This window comes from Modestobacter caceresii (assembly GCF_000761485.1).
Taxonomy (GTDB): domain Bacteria; phylum Actinomycetota; class Actinomycetes; order Mycobacteriales; family Geodermatophilaceae; genus Modestobacter; species Modestobacter caceresii.
Map to the genome: position 1 here is coordinate 41443 of NZ_JPMX01000118.1, position 16166 is coordinate 57608.

General features: G+C 72.8%; 11 protein-coding genes. 2 read left to right on the forward strand and 9 right to left on the reverse strand.

Annotated features, from left to right (window positions below; genetic code table 11):
* Position 1: 1 nt before the first annotated feature.
* Positions 2-835: an ABC transporter permease gene (locus IN07_RS20910; protein ID WP_081975595.1), complete on the reverse strand. Its 834-nt coding sequence runs from the start codon at positions 833-835 to the stop codon at positions 2-4.
* Positions 836-1058: 223 nt separating this feature from the next.
* Here IN07_RS20910 and IN07_RS20915 point away from each other — a divergent pair, with 223 nt between their 5' ends.
* Complete coding sequence (locus IN07_RS20915) at positions 1059-1865, forward strand: IclR family transcriptional regulator domain-containing protein (RefSeq protein WP_036340013.1); 807 nt, start codon at positions 1059-1061, stop codon at positions 1863-1865.
* A 10-nt stretch (positions 1866-1875) separates the two neighbouring features.
* On the opposite strand, the gene cimA is transcribed toward IN07_RS20915, so the two are convergent.
* The 5 genes from cimA to serA form a co-directional block, all read right to left on the reverse strand.
* Complete coding sequence (gene cimA / locus IN07_RS20920; protein ID WP_052091592.1) at positions 1876-3504, reverse strand: citramalate synthase; 1629 nt, start codon at positions 3502-3504, stop codon at positions 1876-1878.
* A gap of 196 nt (positions 3505-3700) precedes the next feature.
* Positions 3701-4666: an NAD(P)-dependent alcohol dehydrogenase gene (locus IN07_RS20925; RefSeq protein ID WP_036340015.1), complete on the reverse strand. Its 966-nt coding sequence runs from the start codon at positions 4664-4666 to the stop codon at positions 3701-3703.
* 45 nt (positions 4667-4711) lie between these two features.
* Positions 4712-5731: a 3-isopropylmalate dehydrogenase gene (locus IN07_RS20930; protein WP_036340018.1), complete on the reverse strand. Its 1020-nt coding sequence runs from the start codon at positions 5729-5731 to the stop codon at positions 4712-4714.
* Positions 5732-5835: 104 nt separating this feature from the next.
* Positions 5836-9156, reverse strand: a complete 3321-nt coding sequence (locus IN07_RS20935) for a S8 family peptidase (RefSeq protein WP_052091593.1) — start codon at positions 9154-9156, stop codon at positions 5836-5838.
* A 449-nt stretch (positions 9157-9605) separates the two neighbouring features.
* A complete protein-coding gene (gene serA / locus IN07_RS20940; protein ID WP_036340020.1) occupies positions 9606-11207 on the reverse strand; it encodes a phosphoglycerate dehydrogenase in 1602 nt (533 codons plus the stop codon).
* A gap of 159 nt (positions 11208-11366) precedes the next feature.
* Here serA and IN07_RS25990 point away from each other — a divergent pair, with 159 nt between their 5' ends.
* Positions 11367-12368, forward strand: coding sequence for a hypothetical protein (locus IN07_RS25990; RefSeq protein WP_052091594.1), 1002 nt, complete (start codon positions 11367-11369; stop codon positions 12366-12368).
* Between the two features lie 96 nt (positions 12369-12464).
* On the opposite strand, the gene ilvC is transcribed toward IN07_RS25990, so the two are convergent.
* The 3 genes from ilvC to IN07_RS20960 all read right to left on the reverse strand — a co-directional run bounded on the left by ilvC (position 12465) and on the right by IN07_RS20960 (position 16136).
* Positions 12465-13490, reverse strand: a complete 1026-nt coding sequence (gene ilvC, locus IN07_RS20950; protein WP_036340023.1) for a ketol-acid reductoisomerase — start codon at positions 13488-13490, stop codon at positions 12465-12467.
* Positions 13491-13561: 71 nt separating this feature from the next.
* Positions 13562-14086 carry an acetolactate synthase small subunit gene (gene ilvN, locus IN07_RS20955; protein ID WP_036340025.1) on the reverse strand — a complete coding sequence of 175 codons (525 nt, stop codon included), beginning with the start codon at positions 14084-14086 and terminating at the stop codon, positions 13562-13564.
* Between the two features lie 88 nt (positions 14087-14174).
* Positions 14175-16136, reverse strand: a complete 1962-nt coding sequence (locus IN07_RS20960) for an acetolactate synthase large subunit (RefSeq protein WP_036340028.1) — start codon at positions 16134-16136, stop codon at positions 14175-14177.
* Positions 16137-16166 lie beyond the last annotated feature (30 nt).

Genomic DNA, 16166 nt, shown 5'->3' on the forward strand with positions numbered 1-16166 from the left:
CTCAGCCCCCCACGTCCGCGCGCACCGACGAGTGCCACGCCAGCGTCCGGCGCTCCAGCACCCGGGCCGCCAGGTTGACCACCACACCGAGCAACCCGGTAAAGATCACCAGGCCGTAGACCAGCGGGACGGCGTTCGACGACTGCGCCAGCGCGATCTCCGCGCCCAGCCCGGTGCCGATGCCGACCAGCCCGGCGGTCACGGCCAGGATCAGCGCGACCGCCGCACCCAGCCGCACGCCGGTCATCACGTAGGGCAACGCCGTCGGCCAGATCAGGTACCGGACCCGTGCCCAGCGCCCCAGGTGGTAGGACCGCGCCGTCTCCCGGGCCACCGGGTCGACGTCCTGCACCCCGTAGATGACCTGGATCAGGATCTGCCAGAACGAGGCGTAGACCACCAGCAGCAGCGTCGACTGGAGCCCCAGGCCCAGCAGCAGCACCGCCAGCGGGATCAGCGCCACCGACGGCACCGGCCGCAGGAACTCGATCGTCGAGGCGGTGAACCGGCGCAGCACCTCGACGCTGCCGATCAGCAGGCCCAGGCCGATGCCGGCGACCAGCGCGATCCCGAGCCCGATGCCCCACGCCTGGACCGTCTCCGCGGTCGCGGCCCAGAAGCGGTCGGTGCCGGCCGCCTCCACCAACGCCCGGACCATCTCGCTGAACGGCGGGAAGTACTCGGCCGAGACGATGCCGGTGCGGGGCAGCAGTTCGAGCAGCGCGGCGAAGGCGACCAGCCCGACCAGGCCGAGGACGGACGACGGGAGCTCGGGGCGGCGCCGTCGAGCGGGTTCGGCGCCCGCGCGGGCGGGGCGCACGTCCGTCGCGCTCATGGCGCTGCCCGGGTGAGCAGGTGCATCAGGTGCCTGTCCTCCACGGTGAGGGCGGGTGGTCGAACCTGTCAGCCGATGGGGTGGACGACCACGTCGGTTCCACTACGGTGTGCGCCATACGAACAGGCGTTCAGGTGGAGAACGTAGGTCGTGAGGCCAGTCACGTCAACGCCCGTGATGGAGCCGTGATCGGGCGCCGAGGCAGCCGCCCGGGAGGAGTTCGATGGACGCGACGGCACCCCCCGGCGACGAGGGCGGCAGCGTGCGACCGGCCGCCTTCGTCCAGTCGCTGGAGCGCGGCCTCGCCGTCATCCGGGCCTTCGACGCCGAGCACACCCAGCTGACCCTCAGCGAGGTCGCCCGGCAGACCGGTCTCACCCGGGCAGCGGCCCGCCGGTTCCTGCTCACCCTGGTCGAGCTCGGGTACGTCCGCTTCGACGGCCGGCTGTTCGCGCTGCGCCCGCGGGTGCTGGAACTGGGCTATGCCTACCTCTCCGGGCTGTCCCTCCCCGAGGTCGCCCGCCCGCACATGGAGCAGCTGGCCGCCGACCTGCACGAGTCGTGCTCGCTGTCGGTGCTGGACGGTGAGGAGATCGTCTACGTCGCCCGGGTGCCCACCAAGCGGATCATGACCGTCGCCATCAACCTCGGCACCCGGTTCCCGGCGCACGCGACCTCCATGGGCCGGGTGCTGCTGGCGTCCCGGCCGGAGAACGAACGCGAGCGCTACCTGCAGACCGCGCAGCTGGCGGCCCTGACCCGGTTCACCGTCACCGACCCCGACCGGCTCCGCCGGGCCCTCGAGGAGACCCGGGCCCAGGGTTGGGCGCTGGTCGACCAGGAGCTCGAGGAGGGGCTGCGGTCGATCGCCGTGCCCGTGCGGGACGGCGACGGCGCCGTGCTCGCCGCCATGAACATCTCCGCCTCCGCCCGGCACAGCACCCCCGAGGCGGTCCGCGACGAGCTGTTGCCCCCGCTCCGGGCGGCGGCCCGGGAGATCGAGCTGGACCTGCGCCGCAGCCCCGGCTGACCGGGCGGGGTCAGCGGCGCCGCACCGCGTAGGTGAAGGCGTCGACCAGGGCGTGCCAGGAGGCCTCGACGATGTTGTCGTGCACCCCGACGGTGGTCCACTCCCCCACCCCGTCGCTGCTGTCGACGAGCACGCGGGTGGTGGCGCTCGTGCCGCCGTTCCATCCCAGGATGCGCACCTTGTAGTCGGCCAGCGAGACGTCGGCCAGGTGCGGGTACCGGCTGACCAGGGCCTGGCGGAGCGCGTTGTCCAGGGCGTTGACCGGGCCGTTTCCCTCGCCGGTGCTGATCACCCGCTCCGTCGTCCCGTCGTCGTTCGGCACGTGGACCTTGACCGTGGCCTCGCTGACCACCACCCCGTTCCCCCAGTGCTCCACCGAGGTGCGGTAGCTCTCCAGCTCGAACAGCGGCGCGGGGGCACCGGGCAGCTGCGCGCGCAGCAACAGCTCGAACGAGGCGTCCGCGGCCTCGAAGGACCAGCCGTCGGCCTCCAGCACCTTGACCTGGTCGACCACCCGGCCGATCGCGTCGGCCTGCCCGGCCAGGTCGACGCCCAGCTCCCGGCCCTTCAGCTCGATCGACGCCCGGCCGGCCATCTCGGTGACCAGGATGCGCATGTCGTTGCCGACGACGGCGGGGTCGAGGTGGTTGTAGAGCTCCGGGCTCACCTTGATCGCGCTGGCGTGCAGGCCGGCCTTGTGCGCGAACGCCGAGGCGCCGACGAACGGCTGGTGGTCGTCGGGGGCGATGTTGGCCAGCTCCGCGATGGCGTGGCTGACCCGCTTCAGCTCCGGCAGGCACTCGGCCGGCACCACGGGCAGGCCCATCTTGGTGACCAGGTTGCCGATCAGCGCGAACGTGTCGGCGTTGCCGGCCCGCTCGCCGTAGCCGTTGGCGGTGCCCTGCACGTGGGTCACCCCGGCCTCGACGGCGGCCAGGGTGTTGGCGACCGCGCACCCGGTGTCGTCCTGGCAGTGGATGCCGAGCTTCCCGGTGGTGCGCGCGCGGACGTCGGCGACCACCCGGCCCACGCTCATCGGCAGCATGCCGCCGTTGGTGTCGCAGAGCACGCCCACCTCGGCGCCGGCGGCGAAGGCGGTCTCGAGCACCGCGACGCCGTGGTCGGGGTCGGCGGCGTACCCGTCGAAGAAGTGCTCGCAGTCGACGAAGACCCGCCGGCCGTGCGCGACCAGGAAGGCGACGGTGTCGGCGACCATCGCCAGGTTCTCCTCGGGTGTGGTGCGCAGCGCCTCCCGCACGTGCCCCACATCGGACTTGGCCACCAGGCACACCACCGGGGTCTGCGCGTCGAGCAGGGCGCGCACCTGGGCGTCGTCCTCGACCCGGACGCCGACCTTGCGGGTGGCGCCGAAGGCCACCAGCTGCGCGTGCCGGAGGTCCAGCTCGGTGCGCGCCCGGGCGAAGAACTCGGTGTCCTTGGGCAGCGCCCCCGGCCAGCCACCCTCGATGAACCCGACCCCGATCTCGTCGAGCAACCGGGCGACGGCGAGCTTGTCGGCGACGGAGTAGCTCACGCCCTCGCGCTGGGCGCCGTCGCGCAACGTCGTGTCGAAGACGTGGAAGGAGTCGGTGTCGAAGACGTGGAAAGAGTTCGTGTCGGTGGCGGGGGGCTTGGCCACGGTGTCTCCCGGGTCGGCTGGGTACTGGGCCCAGACACGAAAAAACCTCCCGGGGTACGGGAGGTTGCGCGCAGTCCGGGGAGGTGACTGCGCGCTAGCTGATGATCGTGCGGGTGGCGTCCATCACCACCAGTACAGCACGCCGGGCGCGTGGAGTGGAACCGGCGTTCCACCCGCTGGGACGGCGGACACCGGGTCACCCGACGTCGATCACCACGCTGCCGGTCTTCTGCCCGCGCTCGACGTACCGGTGGGCCTCGACGATCTGCGCGAGCGGCCAGCGCCGGTCGTCGAGGACGGGCCGGAAGGCTCCCGAGGCGAGGAGGTCCCGCAGGTCGGCGGGCATGGCCGGGTCCTGTACCGGGACGGGGAAGACCACCCGGCGCCGGCGCAACAGCGGCGTGACCGCGGCCAGCACGGGGTTCTGCGCCAGCCGACCCAGGTCGGTGGACACGTAGCGGCCGCGGGGGCGCAGGAGCCGACGGCACTGGCGGAACGAGCTCTTCCCGACCGCGTCCACGACGACGTCGTAGCGGTGCGGGTCGGCCAGGAAGTCCTCGGTCGTGCGGTCGATGACCCGGTCGGCGCCCAGGCTGCGCACCAGGTCGGCCCGGGCCCCGTCGCAGACGGCGGTGACGTGCGCACCGAGGTCGCGCAGCAGCTGGACCACCGCCGAGCCGATCGCCCCGGTGGCGCCGTGGACGAGGACGTCCTCACCTGCCCTGATCCGCGCCCGCCGCAGGACGGCCACCGCGTAGTGGGCGCCCTCGGTGGCGGCCGCCGCCACGTCGTCGGGGACGTCGTCGGGCACCTGCGCCAGGAAGCCGTCGGCGGGGACGGTGAGGAACTCCGCGTGCGCACCGAACCGACCCTCGACGTAGCCGAACACCCGGTCACCGACCGCGAGGTCACCCACCCCCGCACCGACCGTCGCCACCACGCCGGCGAACTCGGTGCCCAGGACGGTCGCGCGGGGCCGGCGCACCCCGGTGAGCAGCCGGGTGAGCCGAGGCGTGCCCGCCCGGTACGCGCAGTCGGTGCGGTTGACCGTGGTGCAGCGCACCCGGACCAGCAGCTCGCCGGGGCCGGCGACCGGCATCGGCACCTCGGTGACCCGGACGACGTCCGGCGGACCGTAGCGTTCCCGCACCGCAGCCAGCACGGCGGTGACGCTAACGCCGGGGCGACCCAGCCGGTAGCCCGCTGCTCAGCCGGCGAGGGCGGCCAGCCGGTCGCCGACCTCGGTGGTGCGGATCGTCGCCTTCGGGTCGCGGGTGGAGAGGTCGAAGGAGACGGCGGCGTTGACCTTCTTGGCCAGCTCGGGCCGGCCGAGGTGCTCCAGCAGCAGACCGACCGAGAGCACGGTGGCCGTCGGGTCGGCGATGCCCTGCCCGGCGATGTCCGGCGCGGAACCGTGCACCGGCTCGAACATGCTCGGGTTGGTGCCCGACACGTCGAGGTTGCCGCTGGCGGCCAGTCCGATCCCGCCGGTGACCGCGGCGGCGACGTCGGTGACGATGTCGCCGAAGAGGTTGTCGGTGACGATCACGTCGTAGCGGCCCGGGTCGGTGATGAAGAACATCGCCGCGGCGTCGACGTGCTGGTAAGCCACGCTGACCTCGGGGAACTCGGCGGAGAGCTCCTCGACGGTGCGCGACCACAGCGAGCCGGCGTGGGTGAGCACGTTGGTCTTGTGGATCAGGGTGAGGTGCTTGCGCGGCCGGGCGACCGCCCGCTCGAAGGCGTACCGGACGACGCGCTCGACCCCGAAGGCGGTGTTGAGGCTGACCTCGGTGGCCACCTCGTGCGGCGTGTCCCGCCGCAGCACACCGCCGTTGCCGACGTAGGGACCCTCGGTGCCCTCGCGCACGCAGAGCATGTCGATCTCGCCGGGCTCGGCCAGCGGGCTGCGCACGCCGTCGAACAGCCGCGCGGGGCGGAGGTTGACGTGGTGGTCGAGCTCGAAGCGCAGCTTGAGCAGCAGCCCGCGCTCCAGGATGCCGCTGGGCACCCCGGGGTCACCGACCGCACCGAGCAGGATCGCGTCGTGCTGCCGGAGCTCCTCCAGCACCGAGTCCGGGAGCAGCTCACCGCTGCGGTGCCAGCGGGCCGCCCCCAGGTCGTAGAAGGTGCTCTCGATGTCCGGGGCGACCGCGCCCAGGACCTTGAGGCCCTCGGCCACCACCTCGGGACCGATGCCGTCTCCAGGGACCACTGCCAGGCGCATGAGGCCAGAGGTTAGTGGGCGCCCGCCTCCGGCCTCGCACCCGCACACGCCGGACGCCCCCCGCAGGTGGTGCTCGCGGAGGGCGTCCGGGTCGTGCGGTGTGGTCAGGGCGCCGTGGGCGCCCCCGGCCGCACCGCGATCGGGACCGTCAGCGCCCGGCCGGTGCCGGTGTCGTTGTGCGACACCACCACCATCGCCCCCTTGAAGCCGCCGACCGACGTGTCGGCCGCGTACGACGCGCTCTGGGTGACCGCGATCGTGGTGCCGTTCATCGCCGGGACGAGCACCGCCGGTGCGCCGTCCACGGTGAACGACAGCCCCGGGTCCAGCGGGTCGAAGCTCATCCGCTCCGAGGCCAGCTCGGCCTCACCCGTCAGGCTCAGCACGGTGCCCACACCGTCGACCGTGCCGTACGCGCTGGCGGACTGGACCCCGAAGGAGATCCGGCCCTGCACCAGCGGCATGACCGACGTCGGCACGCCCATGACCTGGACGTCGGAGTCGTAGACGTTGGTGTCGACCGTGCCGTCGGCCACGTTGAGGAACCCGATGTAGGGGTCCGCGGCCGGCAGCAGCTGGTACTGGCGGTCGGTGACGACCACCAGCGGCACGTCGTAGTCGGGGATCCGGGTGGTGGTCACCTGGTAGTCCCACGCGCCGTCACCGGTCGCGTCGACGTAGACGCCGTAGTTCACGGCCGTCTCCGGCGAGGTGGACCGGCCGTGCGCGGTGACCCCGAAGTACAGCCACGGGTCCGCCGGGCTGGCTGCCACGTCGGAGGCCACCCCCACCATGGCCAGGTCGACCGACCGTTCCAGCTCGGACTTGTAGCAGTCCGGGAGGGCGGCGTCGGCGCACCGGGGCATCTGCGGGCTGCGGCCCAGGCCCTCGAAGGCGGTGGCCAGCGAGGTGTAGGACGTCGGCTCGAACGCCGGGCCGTTGCTCACGCCCCGGCCGACCAGGGTGATCGAGGTGCCGCCCTCCCGGTCCTGCGCGATCAGGTTCGACGCCGGCTCCGGGTTCGCGTGCACCGGCACCCGGAGCGTCGGTGCGTCGCCCTTCCTCGGGGTGAGCACCACCCGGCCACTGGCCTCGCCCAGGAACTGCCGGCCGTCGTCGGTGACCATCGTCGGGTCGGCCACCTTGCGCAGCTGGTCCCGCTTCACGGTCAGGACGACGTTGACCACCGTCTTGGTGTTCGGCGCGACGTGCACGACCGAGGGCTCCACCCGGTAGCTGGCACCGGGCTGGTCGACCAGTGCCTCGTACCGGAGCTTGTAGCCGACGGTCCGGTCGCTCTTGTTGGAGACGGTGATCTGCTCGTTCCGCACCAGCTTCGGGTCGACCGCCTCGATCACGCCGAAGGAGGCGGACACGACGCCGGAGCCGGCGTCGGCGTAGGCCAGCACCTGGTTGTCCAGGGCCGCCCGGGCGTCGATGCGGCCGGCGCCCTGCCGGTTCGGGCCGTAGACGACGCCCTCGGCGGTGTGCACGTCGTGGACGGCGGTGTTCATCAGGTCGGCCTTGACCTCCTCCGTCGTCCAGTCCGGGTGCGCGGCGCGGATCAGCGCGGTGACCCCGGAGGTGACCGGGGCGGCCATCGAGGTGCCGGACTGGCTGACGCCCTCGTCGCCGGTGCCGACCGCTGCGGAGTACACCGTCACGCCGGGCGCGGAGACGTCCGGCTTGAGGCCACCGGCCTGGCGGGTGCCGCGGGAGGAGAACGACGCGAGCAGGTCGATCTGCGCCGGGTCGTCGACGGTGGCGGCGTCCTTGAGGCTCGAGCCGAAGGTGACCGTCACCGGGCCGGCCTGGACGGCGGCGGCGAGCGCCGCACCGTCGGTCGCGGTGATGAGGATGCCCGGGATCTCCGGGACCCCGGTGATCCCGGTCTCCAGCAGGTCGTCGTCACCGATGATCATGAAACCGACGGCGCCGTGGTCACGGGCGTTGGAGCCCTTGGCCACCGAACCGCAGGCGAACCCGTCGGCCTCGATGAGGACGATCTCGCCGGTGTAGTCCCCGCTCCACGGGGCGCACCCGGTCGGGTCGTCCCCGGCCTCGGGCAGGACGACCGGGCCGGTCAGGTCGGGCTCGAGCTCGCCCGCCTCGTCGCGGTCGCTGTAGGCGATCGAGCGCAGGCCCGGCCGGATGCCGCTGGGGCCCCCGCCGGAGACGACCTGCCAGCCGTCGAAGATGCCGTAGCCGTCGTTGGACGCGGCCACGCCGATCCCGCGCGGGGCGTTGCCCGGCGAGCCGCCGATGTCGTAGCTGTCCCCGGCGTTGCCGGCGGACATGACGACGAGCATGCCGTGCTCCATCGCCTCGTTCGCGACCATCGCGTCGGCGTCGTCGGCCAGGCCGTAGTCCGAGCCGAGGGAGAGGTTGACGACGTCGAGGTGGTCGTCGATCGACCCGTCACCGTCGGGGTCCATCGCCCACTCCAGGGCCTGGATGGTGACGTCGGTCGAGCCGTCGCAGCCGAACACCTTGAGCGCGTACAGCGAGGCGTCCGGCGCCATGCCGGGACCGATGCGCAGCGCGCTCGGATCGAAGGACTCGTCGTAGGCGCCGGTGTAGGTCTGCCCGTCCGCGGTCACGCCGTAGCCCGCTGCGGTGCCGGCCACGTGGGTGCCGTGACCGTTGCAGTCCAGCGGGTTGTCGTCGGGCATGGCCACCGGCTGGTGGTCGGGGGAACTCGGGTCGGCGTTGTAGCTGTCGCCGACGAAGTCCCGCCCGCCGACGACCTTGGCGTTCGGGTAGACCCCGGCCGGGGCGGGGGCTGCCTCGGCGGCCTGGAGCGCCGCGTACTGGGCGACGTCGCCGCTGCCGCCGAAGTCGGCGTGGGTGTAGTCGATGCCGGTGTCGATGATGCCGACGGAGACGCCCTCGCCGGTGTTGCCCAGCGCCTGCCAGGCCTCGACGGCCCGGACGACCTCGGCGGCGCCGGTGTTGCTGGTCTCCTTCGGGGTGATCGCGTGCACCGCGGTGACCCCGGGCAGTGCGGTCAACGCCTCGTAGTCGCTGGCGTCCGCGGACACCGCGACGCCGGGCACGACCGTGGAGGCGGTGTAGAGCACCTCGGCGTCGGCCACCGAGTCCGGCAGGTCGGCGACGACCCGGTCGGCGGCGGCCTCGACCTCCGGCTTGGCGGCCCGCGCCGCGTCGGCGGCCTGCGCCTGCCCCTCCCCCTCGTCGAGTGCGTCGGAGTAGACCTGCGAGGTGCCGGTCTCGTCGATTTCCAGGAAGAAGGACGTCGGACCGCGCTGCGGCAGACCCGCCGGCCGCGCCTGGGCGGCCAGTTGGGACCTGAGCTGGTCCAGCTGGCCGGCGCTCAGGTCGGCCTGCCCCCGGTCGGCCACCGGTGCAGCGGGCGCGGCCAGCGCACCGCCGACGCCCCCCGTCGTGACGAGGGCGGCCGTCATGGCGACGACCCCCGTCCGGACGGCGACGCGTCGGCGTCCCGCCCGGTTCGTGTGCGTGCTGCTCGGACCCACGGGCACCCCTGTCAGTGATTCGTGCGGGAGGACCGCCCGGCCGATCACCAGGAACGGTGACCAGCTGAGACGGACCAGTCACACGGTGCTCGCCGTGGTCGCCGGCGGCCAATAGGCCGTTCGGCGCAGCGCGGCCCGTCGCGCAGCGCATCTGCGCCGAGTTCTCGGGCATCGACCCGGCCTCGGAGCCGTCGACATCTGGACACCGGCGTGCCGCTCACCGTTCGGCGGAACGAGATCGGGCAGATGACACGTTGAGTCAGCCCTCAACCACCGTTCGGCCCAGTGGCCGGTGCCCGGATCGAACCCGGACACGACGAGGCCGCGTCGTCCCCGTGGGGACGACGCGGCCTGTGGTCGCGCGGGAGACGAGCGGGTCAGCTCGGGTTGAGGTCGGCGGTCCGGGCCTGCCCGGCGCCGATCCGCTGAGCGATGTCGGCCAGCAGCTCCCCGCTGACCGGGCTGTCGACGGTCACTGCCATCAGCGCCTCGCCGCCCTGGGTGGTGCGGCTGACCTGTGCGCCGGCGATGTTGACCCCCGCCTCGCCGAGCGCTGCCCCCACCGTGCCGACGACGCCGGGCCGGTCGGCGTAGACGAAGAACATCAGGTAGCCGTCGGCGGCCAGGTCGATCTCGAAGCCACTGACCTCGGTCAGCTTGGGCACCTGGTTCTTGCCGTAGAGCGTGCCCGAGACGGTCACCTCCGTGCCGTCGGCCATCGCCCCCCGCACGGTGATCAGGTTGCGGTAGTGCGGGCTCTCGGTGCTGCTGGACAGGGTGACGTCCAGGCCCCGCTGGTCGGCCAGCAGCGGCGCGTTGACGTAGGTGACCGGCTCCTCGACGACGTCGGAGAAGACGCCCCGCAGCACCGCCAGCTGGACGACGGAGACGTCGAACTCGGCGATCTTGCCCTGCACCTCCACGTGCACCGACTGGGCCAGCCCACCGGCGACCGCGGTGAACACCCGGCCGAGCTTCTCGGCCAGCGGCAGCCCGGGGCGGACGTCCTCGGCCACGATGCCGCCGGCCTGGACGTTCACCGCGTCGGGCACGAAGTCGCCCTGCAGCGCCAGGCGGACGCTGCGCGCCACGGCAGTGCCGGCCTTGTCCTGCGCCTCGGTGGTGGAGGCGCCCAGGTGCGGGGTGACCACCACGTTCGGCAGCCCGAACAGCGGGCTGTCGGTGCAGGGCTCCTTGGCGTACACGTCGATGCCGGCGGCACCGACCTGGCCGGACTGCAGCGCCTCGGCCAGGGCGGCCTCGTCGACCAGCCCGCCCCGGGCGGCGTTGACGATGATCACGCCGCGCTTGGTGGCTGCCAGCTGCTCGGCGCCGATCAGCCCGAGGGTCTCCGGGGTCTTGGGCAGGTGGACGGTGATGAAGTCCGACTCACGCAGCAGCTCGTCCAGGGACACCAGCCGGACACCGAGCTGGGCGGCCCGGCCGGGCTGGATGTAGGGGTCGTAGGCGATCAGGGTGACGCCGAAGGCGGCCAGCCGCTGGGCGACCAGCACCCCGATCCGGCCCAGCCCGACGACGCCCACGGTCTTCTCGGTGACCTCGACGCCGGTGAACTTCGACCGCGCCCACTTCCCGTCGCGCAGCGAGGCGTCGGCGGCCGGGATGTGCCGGGCGGCGGCGAGCAGCAGCGCGACGGCGTGCTCGGCGGCGCTGACGATGTTGGAGGTCGGGGCGTTGACGACCAGCACACCGCGCTCGGTGGCCGCGGGGACGTCGACGTTGTCCAGGCCGATGCCGGCCCGCGCGACGACCTTGAGCTGCGGCGCCGCAGCGAGCGCCTCGGCGTCGATCTGGGTTGCCGAGCGGATGAGCACGGCCGATGCGTCGGCCAGCGCGGGCAGCAGGGCGCCCCGGTCGGCGCCGTCGACGTGGCGGATCTCGACGTCGCCTCCCAGCACCTCCAACACGCTGGGCGCGAGCTCTTCGGCGATCAGGACGACGGGCGTGGTCGTGGTCACGACTCCACAGCGTAGGGACGCCGCCCACCACGCGGCGCGCCGGTGTCCACTGGTCCCACTGAGTGGACACACGGACGGACCCCCGTGCTTGCCCGGCCCTGCCGGCACCGCCAAGCTGGCGGCGAAGCGCCGGTACCACCGGCCTCGTCGGAGGAGAACATGAGCAGCGACCGGGACGACGCCCAGGGCCGTCACGAGACGACCCCGTTCGGCCAGCAGCCGGAGGGGGGAGAGCCGCCGCCGGCCCCGGGGAACACCGGCTCCACCGCGTTCGGGCAGGGCTCCCAGCCCGGGGAGCAGTACGGCCAGGAGCAGTACGGCCAGGAGCAGTACGGCCAGCCCTCGTACGGGCCCCCTACCGGCCAGAACCCGTACGAGCAGCCGGACCCGCAGTACGGCCAGGGCGGGACGGGTCAGCCCGGGTACGGCCAACCGCAGTACGGGCAGCCCCAGTACGGGCAGCCCCAGTACGGGCAGGGCCAGTACGGCGAGGGCCAGTACGGCCAGCCCCAGTACGGGCAGGGCCAGTACGGCCAGCCCCAGTACGGGCAGGGCCAGTACGGCCAACCGCAGTACGGCCAGTACGGCCAGTACGGCCAGCCAGACCCCTACGGCCAGCAGCAGTACGGCCAGCAGCCCTACGGCCAGCAGGGCCAGTCCTACGGGCAGTACGGGTACGGGGAGTCCCCGTCGACCGCCCGCCCCGGAGCGGTGATCACCGCCGCCGTCCTGGGCTTCGTGCTGGCGGCGTTCGGCGTCCTGGTCGGCTTCTTCCTGATCGTCTTCGGCGCTGCGGCCCTCGCCGGCGCCGAGGGCTTCGACGAGGAGCTCTTCTCCGTCGCCGGCGGCGGGCTCGGTGCGGTCGGCGGGATCTCACTGGCCTTCGGGCTGATCACCGTGCTGTGGACGGTGCTGATGATCTGGGGCTCGGTCTGGGCGCTGACCGGCCGCAACCGGGTCCTGCTCATCGTCGGCGGGTCGATCGCCATCGCGTTCACCGGCCTGACCCTCGTCGGCGCCCTCGGCGACGGGGACGGCGGCGCCATCCTGTTCTCCCTGCTGCTGGTCGCCGCCGCGGTCGCGACCGTCGTGCTGGTGTGCCTCAAGCCGGCCAGCCGCTACTTCGCCGCCCGCCGGGCCCAGCGGGCAGCGATCCGCTGACCCCTCCCCCGGACGCGACACGGCCCCCGCAGCAGACGCTGCGGGGGCCGTGTCGTGTCGGCCCCGGGGAGGGGGCCTGCTCAGCGGGGCGTTGCCTCAGCGGGCGGCGGTACCGGTGTAGTCGTCGCTGGCGCTGACCCAGCTCATCAGGCCACGGAGCTTGCGGCCGGTCTCCTCGATCGGGTGCGCCTCGGCCGCGGCGCGCTTGGCCTTGAAGTCCGGCGCACCGGCGTCCTGGTCGGCGATGAAGGCAGCGGCCCAGGAGCCGTCCTTGATCGCGGCGAGGACCTCCTTCATCGACTCCTTGACACGGGCGTCGACGACCTTCGGGCCGGAGGTGTAGTCGCCGTACTCGGCCGTGTCGCTGACCGACCAGCGCTGCTTGGCGATGCCGCCCTCGTACATGAGGTCGACGATCAGCTTGAGCTCGTGCAGGCACTCGAAGTAGGCGATCTCGGGCTGGTAGCCGGCCTCGGTGAGGGTCTCGAACCCGGCGGCCACGAGGGCGGACATGCCGCCGCAGAGCACGGCCTGCTCACCGAACAGGTCGGTCTCGGTCTCCTCGGCGAACGTCGTCTTGATGACGCCGGCGCGGGTGCCGCCGATGCCCTTCGCGTAGGAGAGCGCGAGGGCCTGCGCGCTGCCGCTGGCGTCCTGCTCGACGGCGATGAGGCAGGGCACGCCCTTGCCGTCGCTGAACTCGCGGCGCACCAGGTGCCCGGGGCCCTTGGGGGCGACCATGGCGACGTCGACCCCGGCCGGGGGCTTGATGTAGCCGAAGCGGATGTTGAAGCCGTGGCCGAAGAACAGCGCGTCGCCGTCCTGCAGGTTGGGCTCGACCGACTCGGTGTACAGCGTCCGCTGCACGTGGTCCGGGGCGAGGATCATGATCAGGTCGGCCTCGGCGGACGCTTCGGCGGGGGTGACCACGCGCAGGCCCTCGGCCTCGGCCTTGGCCCGGCTCTTCGAGCCCTCGGGCAGGCCGACCCGGACGTCGACGCCGGAGTCGCGCAGCGACAGCGCGTGGGCGTGGCCCTGACTGCCGTAGCCCAGGACGGCGACGGTGCGCCCCTGGATGATCGAGAGGTCGGCGTCGTCGTCGTAGAAGATCTCGGCGGCCATCTGGTGGTGCTCTCCTTTGTTCAGCGGAGGGCCAAAATCGCGACTTTGGCCCCTGATCTGGGGGTGTTCGTTCAGGCGGAGCGCTCGACCGGGCGCAAGGTACCGGCGCCGCTCATCGACCGCGGTCCGCGGCCCAGGGCGACGGTGCCGGACTGGGCCATCTCCTTGATGCCGAGCGGTGCGAGGACGGCCAGCAGCGCCTGCAGCTTGTCCGGCGTGCCGGTGGCCTCGAGGGTGACGGTGTCGGTGTTGACGTCGATCACCCGGGCGCGGAAGAGCTCGGCGGTCTGCAGCACCTGGGCGCGGTCGGCCAGCGGCGCGCGCACCTTGACCAGCAGGAGCTCACGCTGCACCGCGGCGGTGTCCAGCTCGACGATCTTGATCACCTCGATCAGCTTGTTCAACTGCTTGGTGATCTGCTCCAGCGGCTGCGCCTCGGCGTCGGCCACGATCGTCATCCGGGACAGGTCCGGGTTCTCCGTCGGCCCCACGGCGAGGGACTCGATGTTGAACCCGCGCCGGCTGAACAGCGCCGAGACCCGGGCCAGGACACCGGACTTGTTCTCCACCAGGACCGAGAGCGTGTGACGGGTCAACGGGGGCCTTCTTCCTGCGAGCTGGTCGGCCCCGTCTCAGGGGCCCGCCGCGAGCGGAGCGAGTGGTGGGGGGAGAGGGGGTCCTTCATCAGACTTGCCCCTCCCCGAAGACCGGGCGCACGTCGCGCGCGGCCAGGATCTCGTCGTTGCTCTTGCCGGCGGCGACCATCGGCCACACCTGGGCGTCGGAGCCGACGATGAAGTCGATGACGACGGGCGCGTCGTTGATCGCCATGGCCTTCTCGATCACCGCGTCGACGTCGTCCTTGGACTCGCAGCGCAGCCCGACGCAGCCCAGCGCCTCGGCGAGGGTGACGAAGTCGGGGATCCGGACCTGCCGGGCCGTCCCCTCCTTGCCACCGTGGGTGTTCAGGTGGGTGTTGGAGTAACGCCCCTCGTAGAACAGGGTCTGCCACTGCCGGACCATGCCGAGGTTGCCGTTGTTGATGACGGCGACCTTGATCGGGATGCCCTCGATGGCGCAGGTGGCCAGCTCCTGGTTGGTCATCTGGAAGCAGCCGTCGCCGTCGATGGCCCACACGGTGGTGCCGGGCATGCCGTACTTGGCGCCCATCGCGGCCGGGACGGCGTAGCCCATCGTGCCGAGCCCACCACTGTTCAACCAGGTGCCGGGCTTCTCGTAGGAGATGAACTGGGCCGCCCACATCTGGTGCTGCCCGACCCCGGAGGCGTAGATGGCGTCCGGGCCGGCGATGGCGCCCAGCCGCTCGATCACGTACTGCGGGGAGAGCATCCCGTCCTCGGGCCAGTCGTAGCCCAGCGGGTACCGGGTGCGCCAGTCGTCCAACTGCGTCCACCAGGCGTCCAGGTCCGGGGTGCGCCCGGCCTCGTGCTCGGCGCGCAGCGCGGACACCAGCTCGACGATCGTGGCCTTGGCGTCCCCGACGATCGGCACGTCGGCCTTGCGGTTCTTGCCGATCTCGGCCGGGTCGATGTCGGCGTGGACGACGGCGGCGTGCGGGGCGAAGCTCGACAGCTCGCCGGTCACCCGGTCGTCGAAGCGGGCGCCCAGGGCGACCAGCAGGTCGGCCTTCTGCAGCGCGGTGACCGCGGTGACGTTGCCGTGCATGCCCGGCATGCCCAGGTTCTGCCGGTGGCTGTCCGGGAAGGCCCCGCGGGCCATCAGCGTGGTGACCACCGGGGCGCCGGTCAGCTCGGCCAGCTCGGCCAGCTCCTCGGCGGCACCGGCCTTGAGGACGCCGCCGCCGACGTAGAGGACCGGCTGGCGGGCGGCGGCGATGAGCGCCGCGGCCTCGCGAACCTGCTTGCCGTGCGGGCGGGTGGTCGGCTTGTAGCCGGGCAGGTCCAGCCGCGGCGGCCAGCTGAAGTCGGTGGTGGCCTGCAGCGCGTCCTTGGAGATGTCGACCAGCACCGGCCCGGGGCGGCCGGTGCCGGCCAGGTGGAACGCCTCGGCGATCCGCTGCGGGATCTCGTCGGGGTCGGTGACCAGGAAGTTGTGCTTGGTGATCGGCATGGTGATGCCGCGGATGTCGGCCTCCTGGAAGGCGTCCGTCCCGATCGCGGCGCTGGGCACCTGGCCGGTGATGGCGACGACGGGCACCGAGTCCATGTAGGCGTCGGCCAGCGGGGTGACCAGGTTCGTCGCACCCGGCCCGGAGGTCGCCATGCAGACGCCGACCCGGCCGGTGGCCTGGGCGTACCCGGTGGCGGCGTGCCCGGCGCCCTGCTCGTGCCGGACCAGCACGTGCCGCAGCGCGGAGTCGAAGAGCGGGTCGTAGGCCGGCAGGATCGCCCCGCCCGGGATGCCGAAGACCACCTCGACACCGACCGCCTCCAGGGACCGGACCAGGCTCTGCGCACCGGTGATCCCGGTGACCGGCTCGGCGGCCGCCTCGGCCATCGACCGGGCGGTCGTCTCGACCCCGAGGGTGGCCTGCGCGGCGGCCTCGCTGGGGGCCACCGCCGTGGCCGGCGCGGGACCCGCGCCGGGGGCGGGACCGGCCGCGGGGCCGGCTGCGGAGGAGGGAAGGGCCGCGGCGGTGCGGCCGGTGCTGCTGGTGGTGCTCATCTGGACGATCTCCCTGGGCGCGGGGTGGGG

Coding starts and splice junctions, on each gene's coding strand:
- IN07_RS20910 (WP_081975595.1), bottom strand. CDS start 835: ATGAGCGCGACGGACGTGCGCCCCGCCCGCGCGGGCGCCGAACCCGCT.
- IN07_RS20915 (WP_036340013.1), top strand. CDS start 1,059: ATGGACGCGACGGCACCCCCCGGCGACGAGGGCGGCAGCGTGCGACCG.
- IN07_RS20930 (WP_036340018.1), bottom strand. CDS start 5,731: ATGCGCCTGGCAGTGGTCCCTGGAGACGGCATCGGTCCCGAGGTGGTG.
- IN07_RS20935 (WP_052091593.1), bottom strand. CDS start 9,156: ATGACGGCCGCCCTCGTCACGACGGGGGGCGTCGGCGGTGCGCTGGCC.
- IN07_RS25990 (WP_052091594.1), top strand. CDS start 11,367: ATGAGCAGCGACCGGGACGACGCCCAGGGCCGTCACGAGACGACCCCG.
- ilvC (WP_036340023.1), bottom strand. CDS start 13,490: ATGGCCGCCGAGATCTTCTACGACGACGACGCCGACCTCTCGATCATC.
- IN07_RS20960 (WP_036340028.1), bottom strand. CDS start 16,136: ATGAGCACCACCAGCAGCACCGGCCGCACCGCCGCGGCCCTTCCCTCC.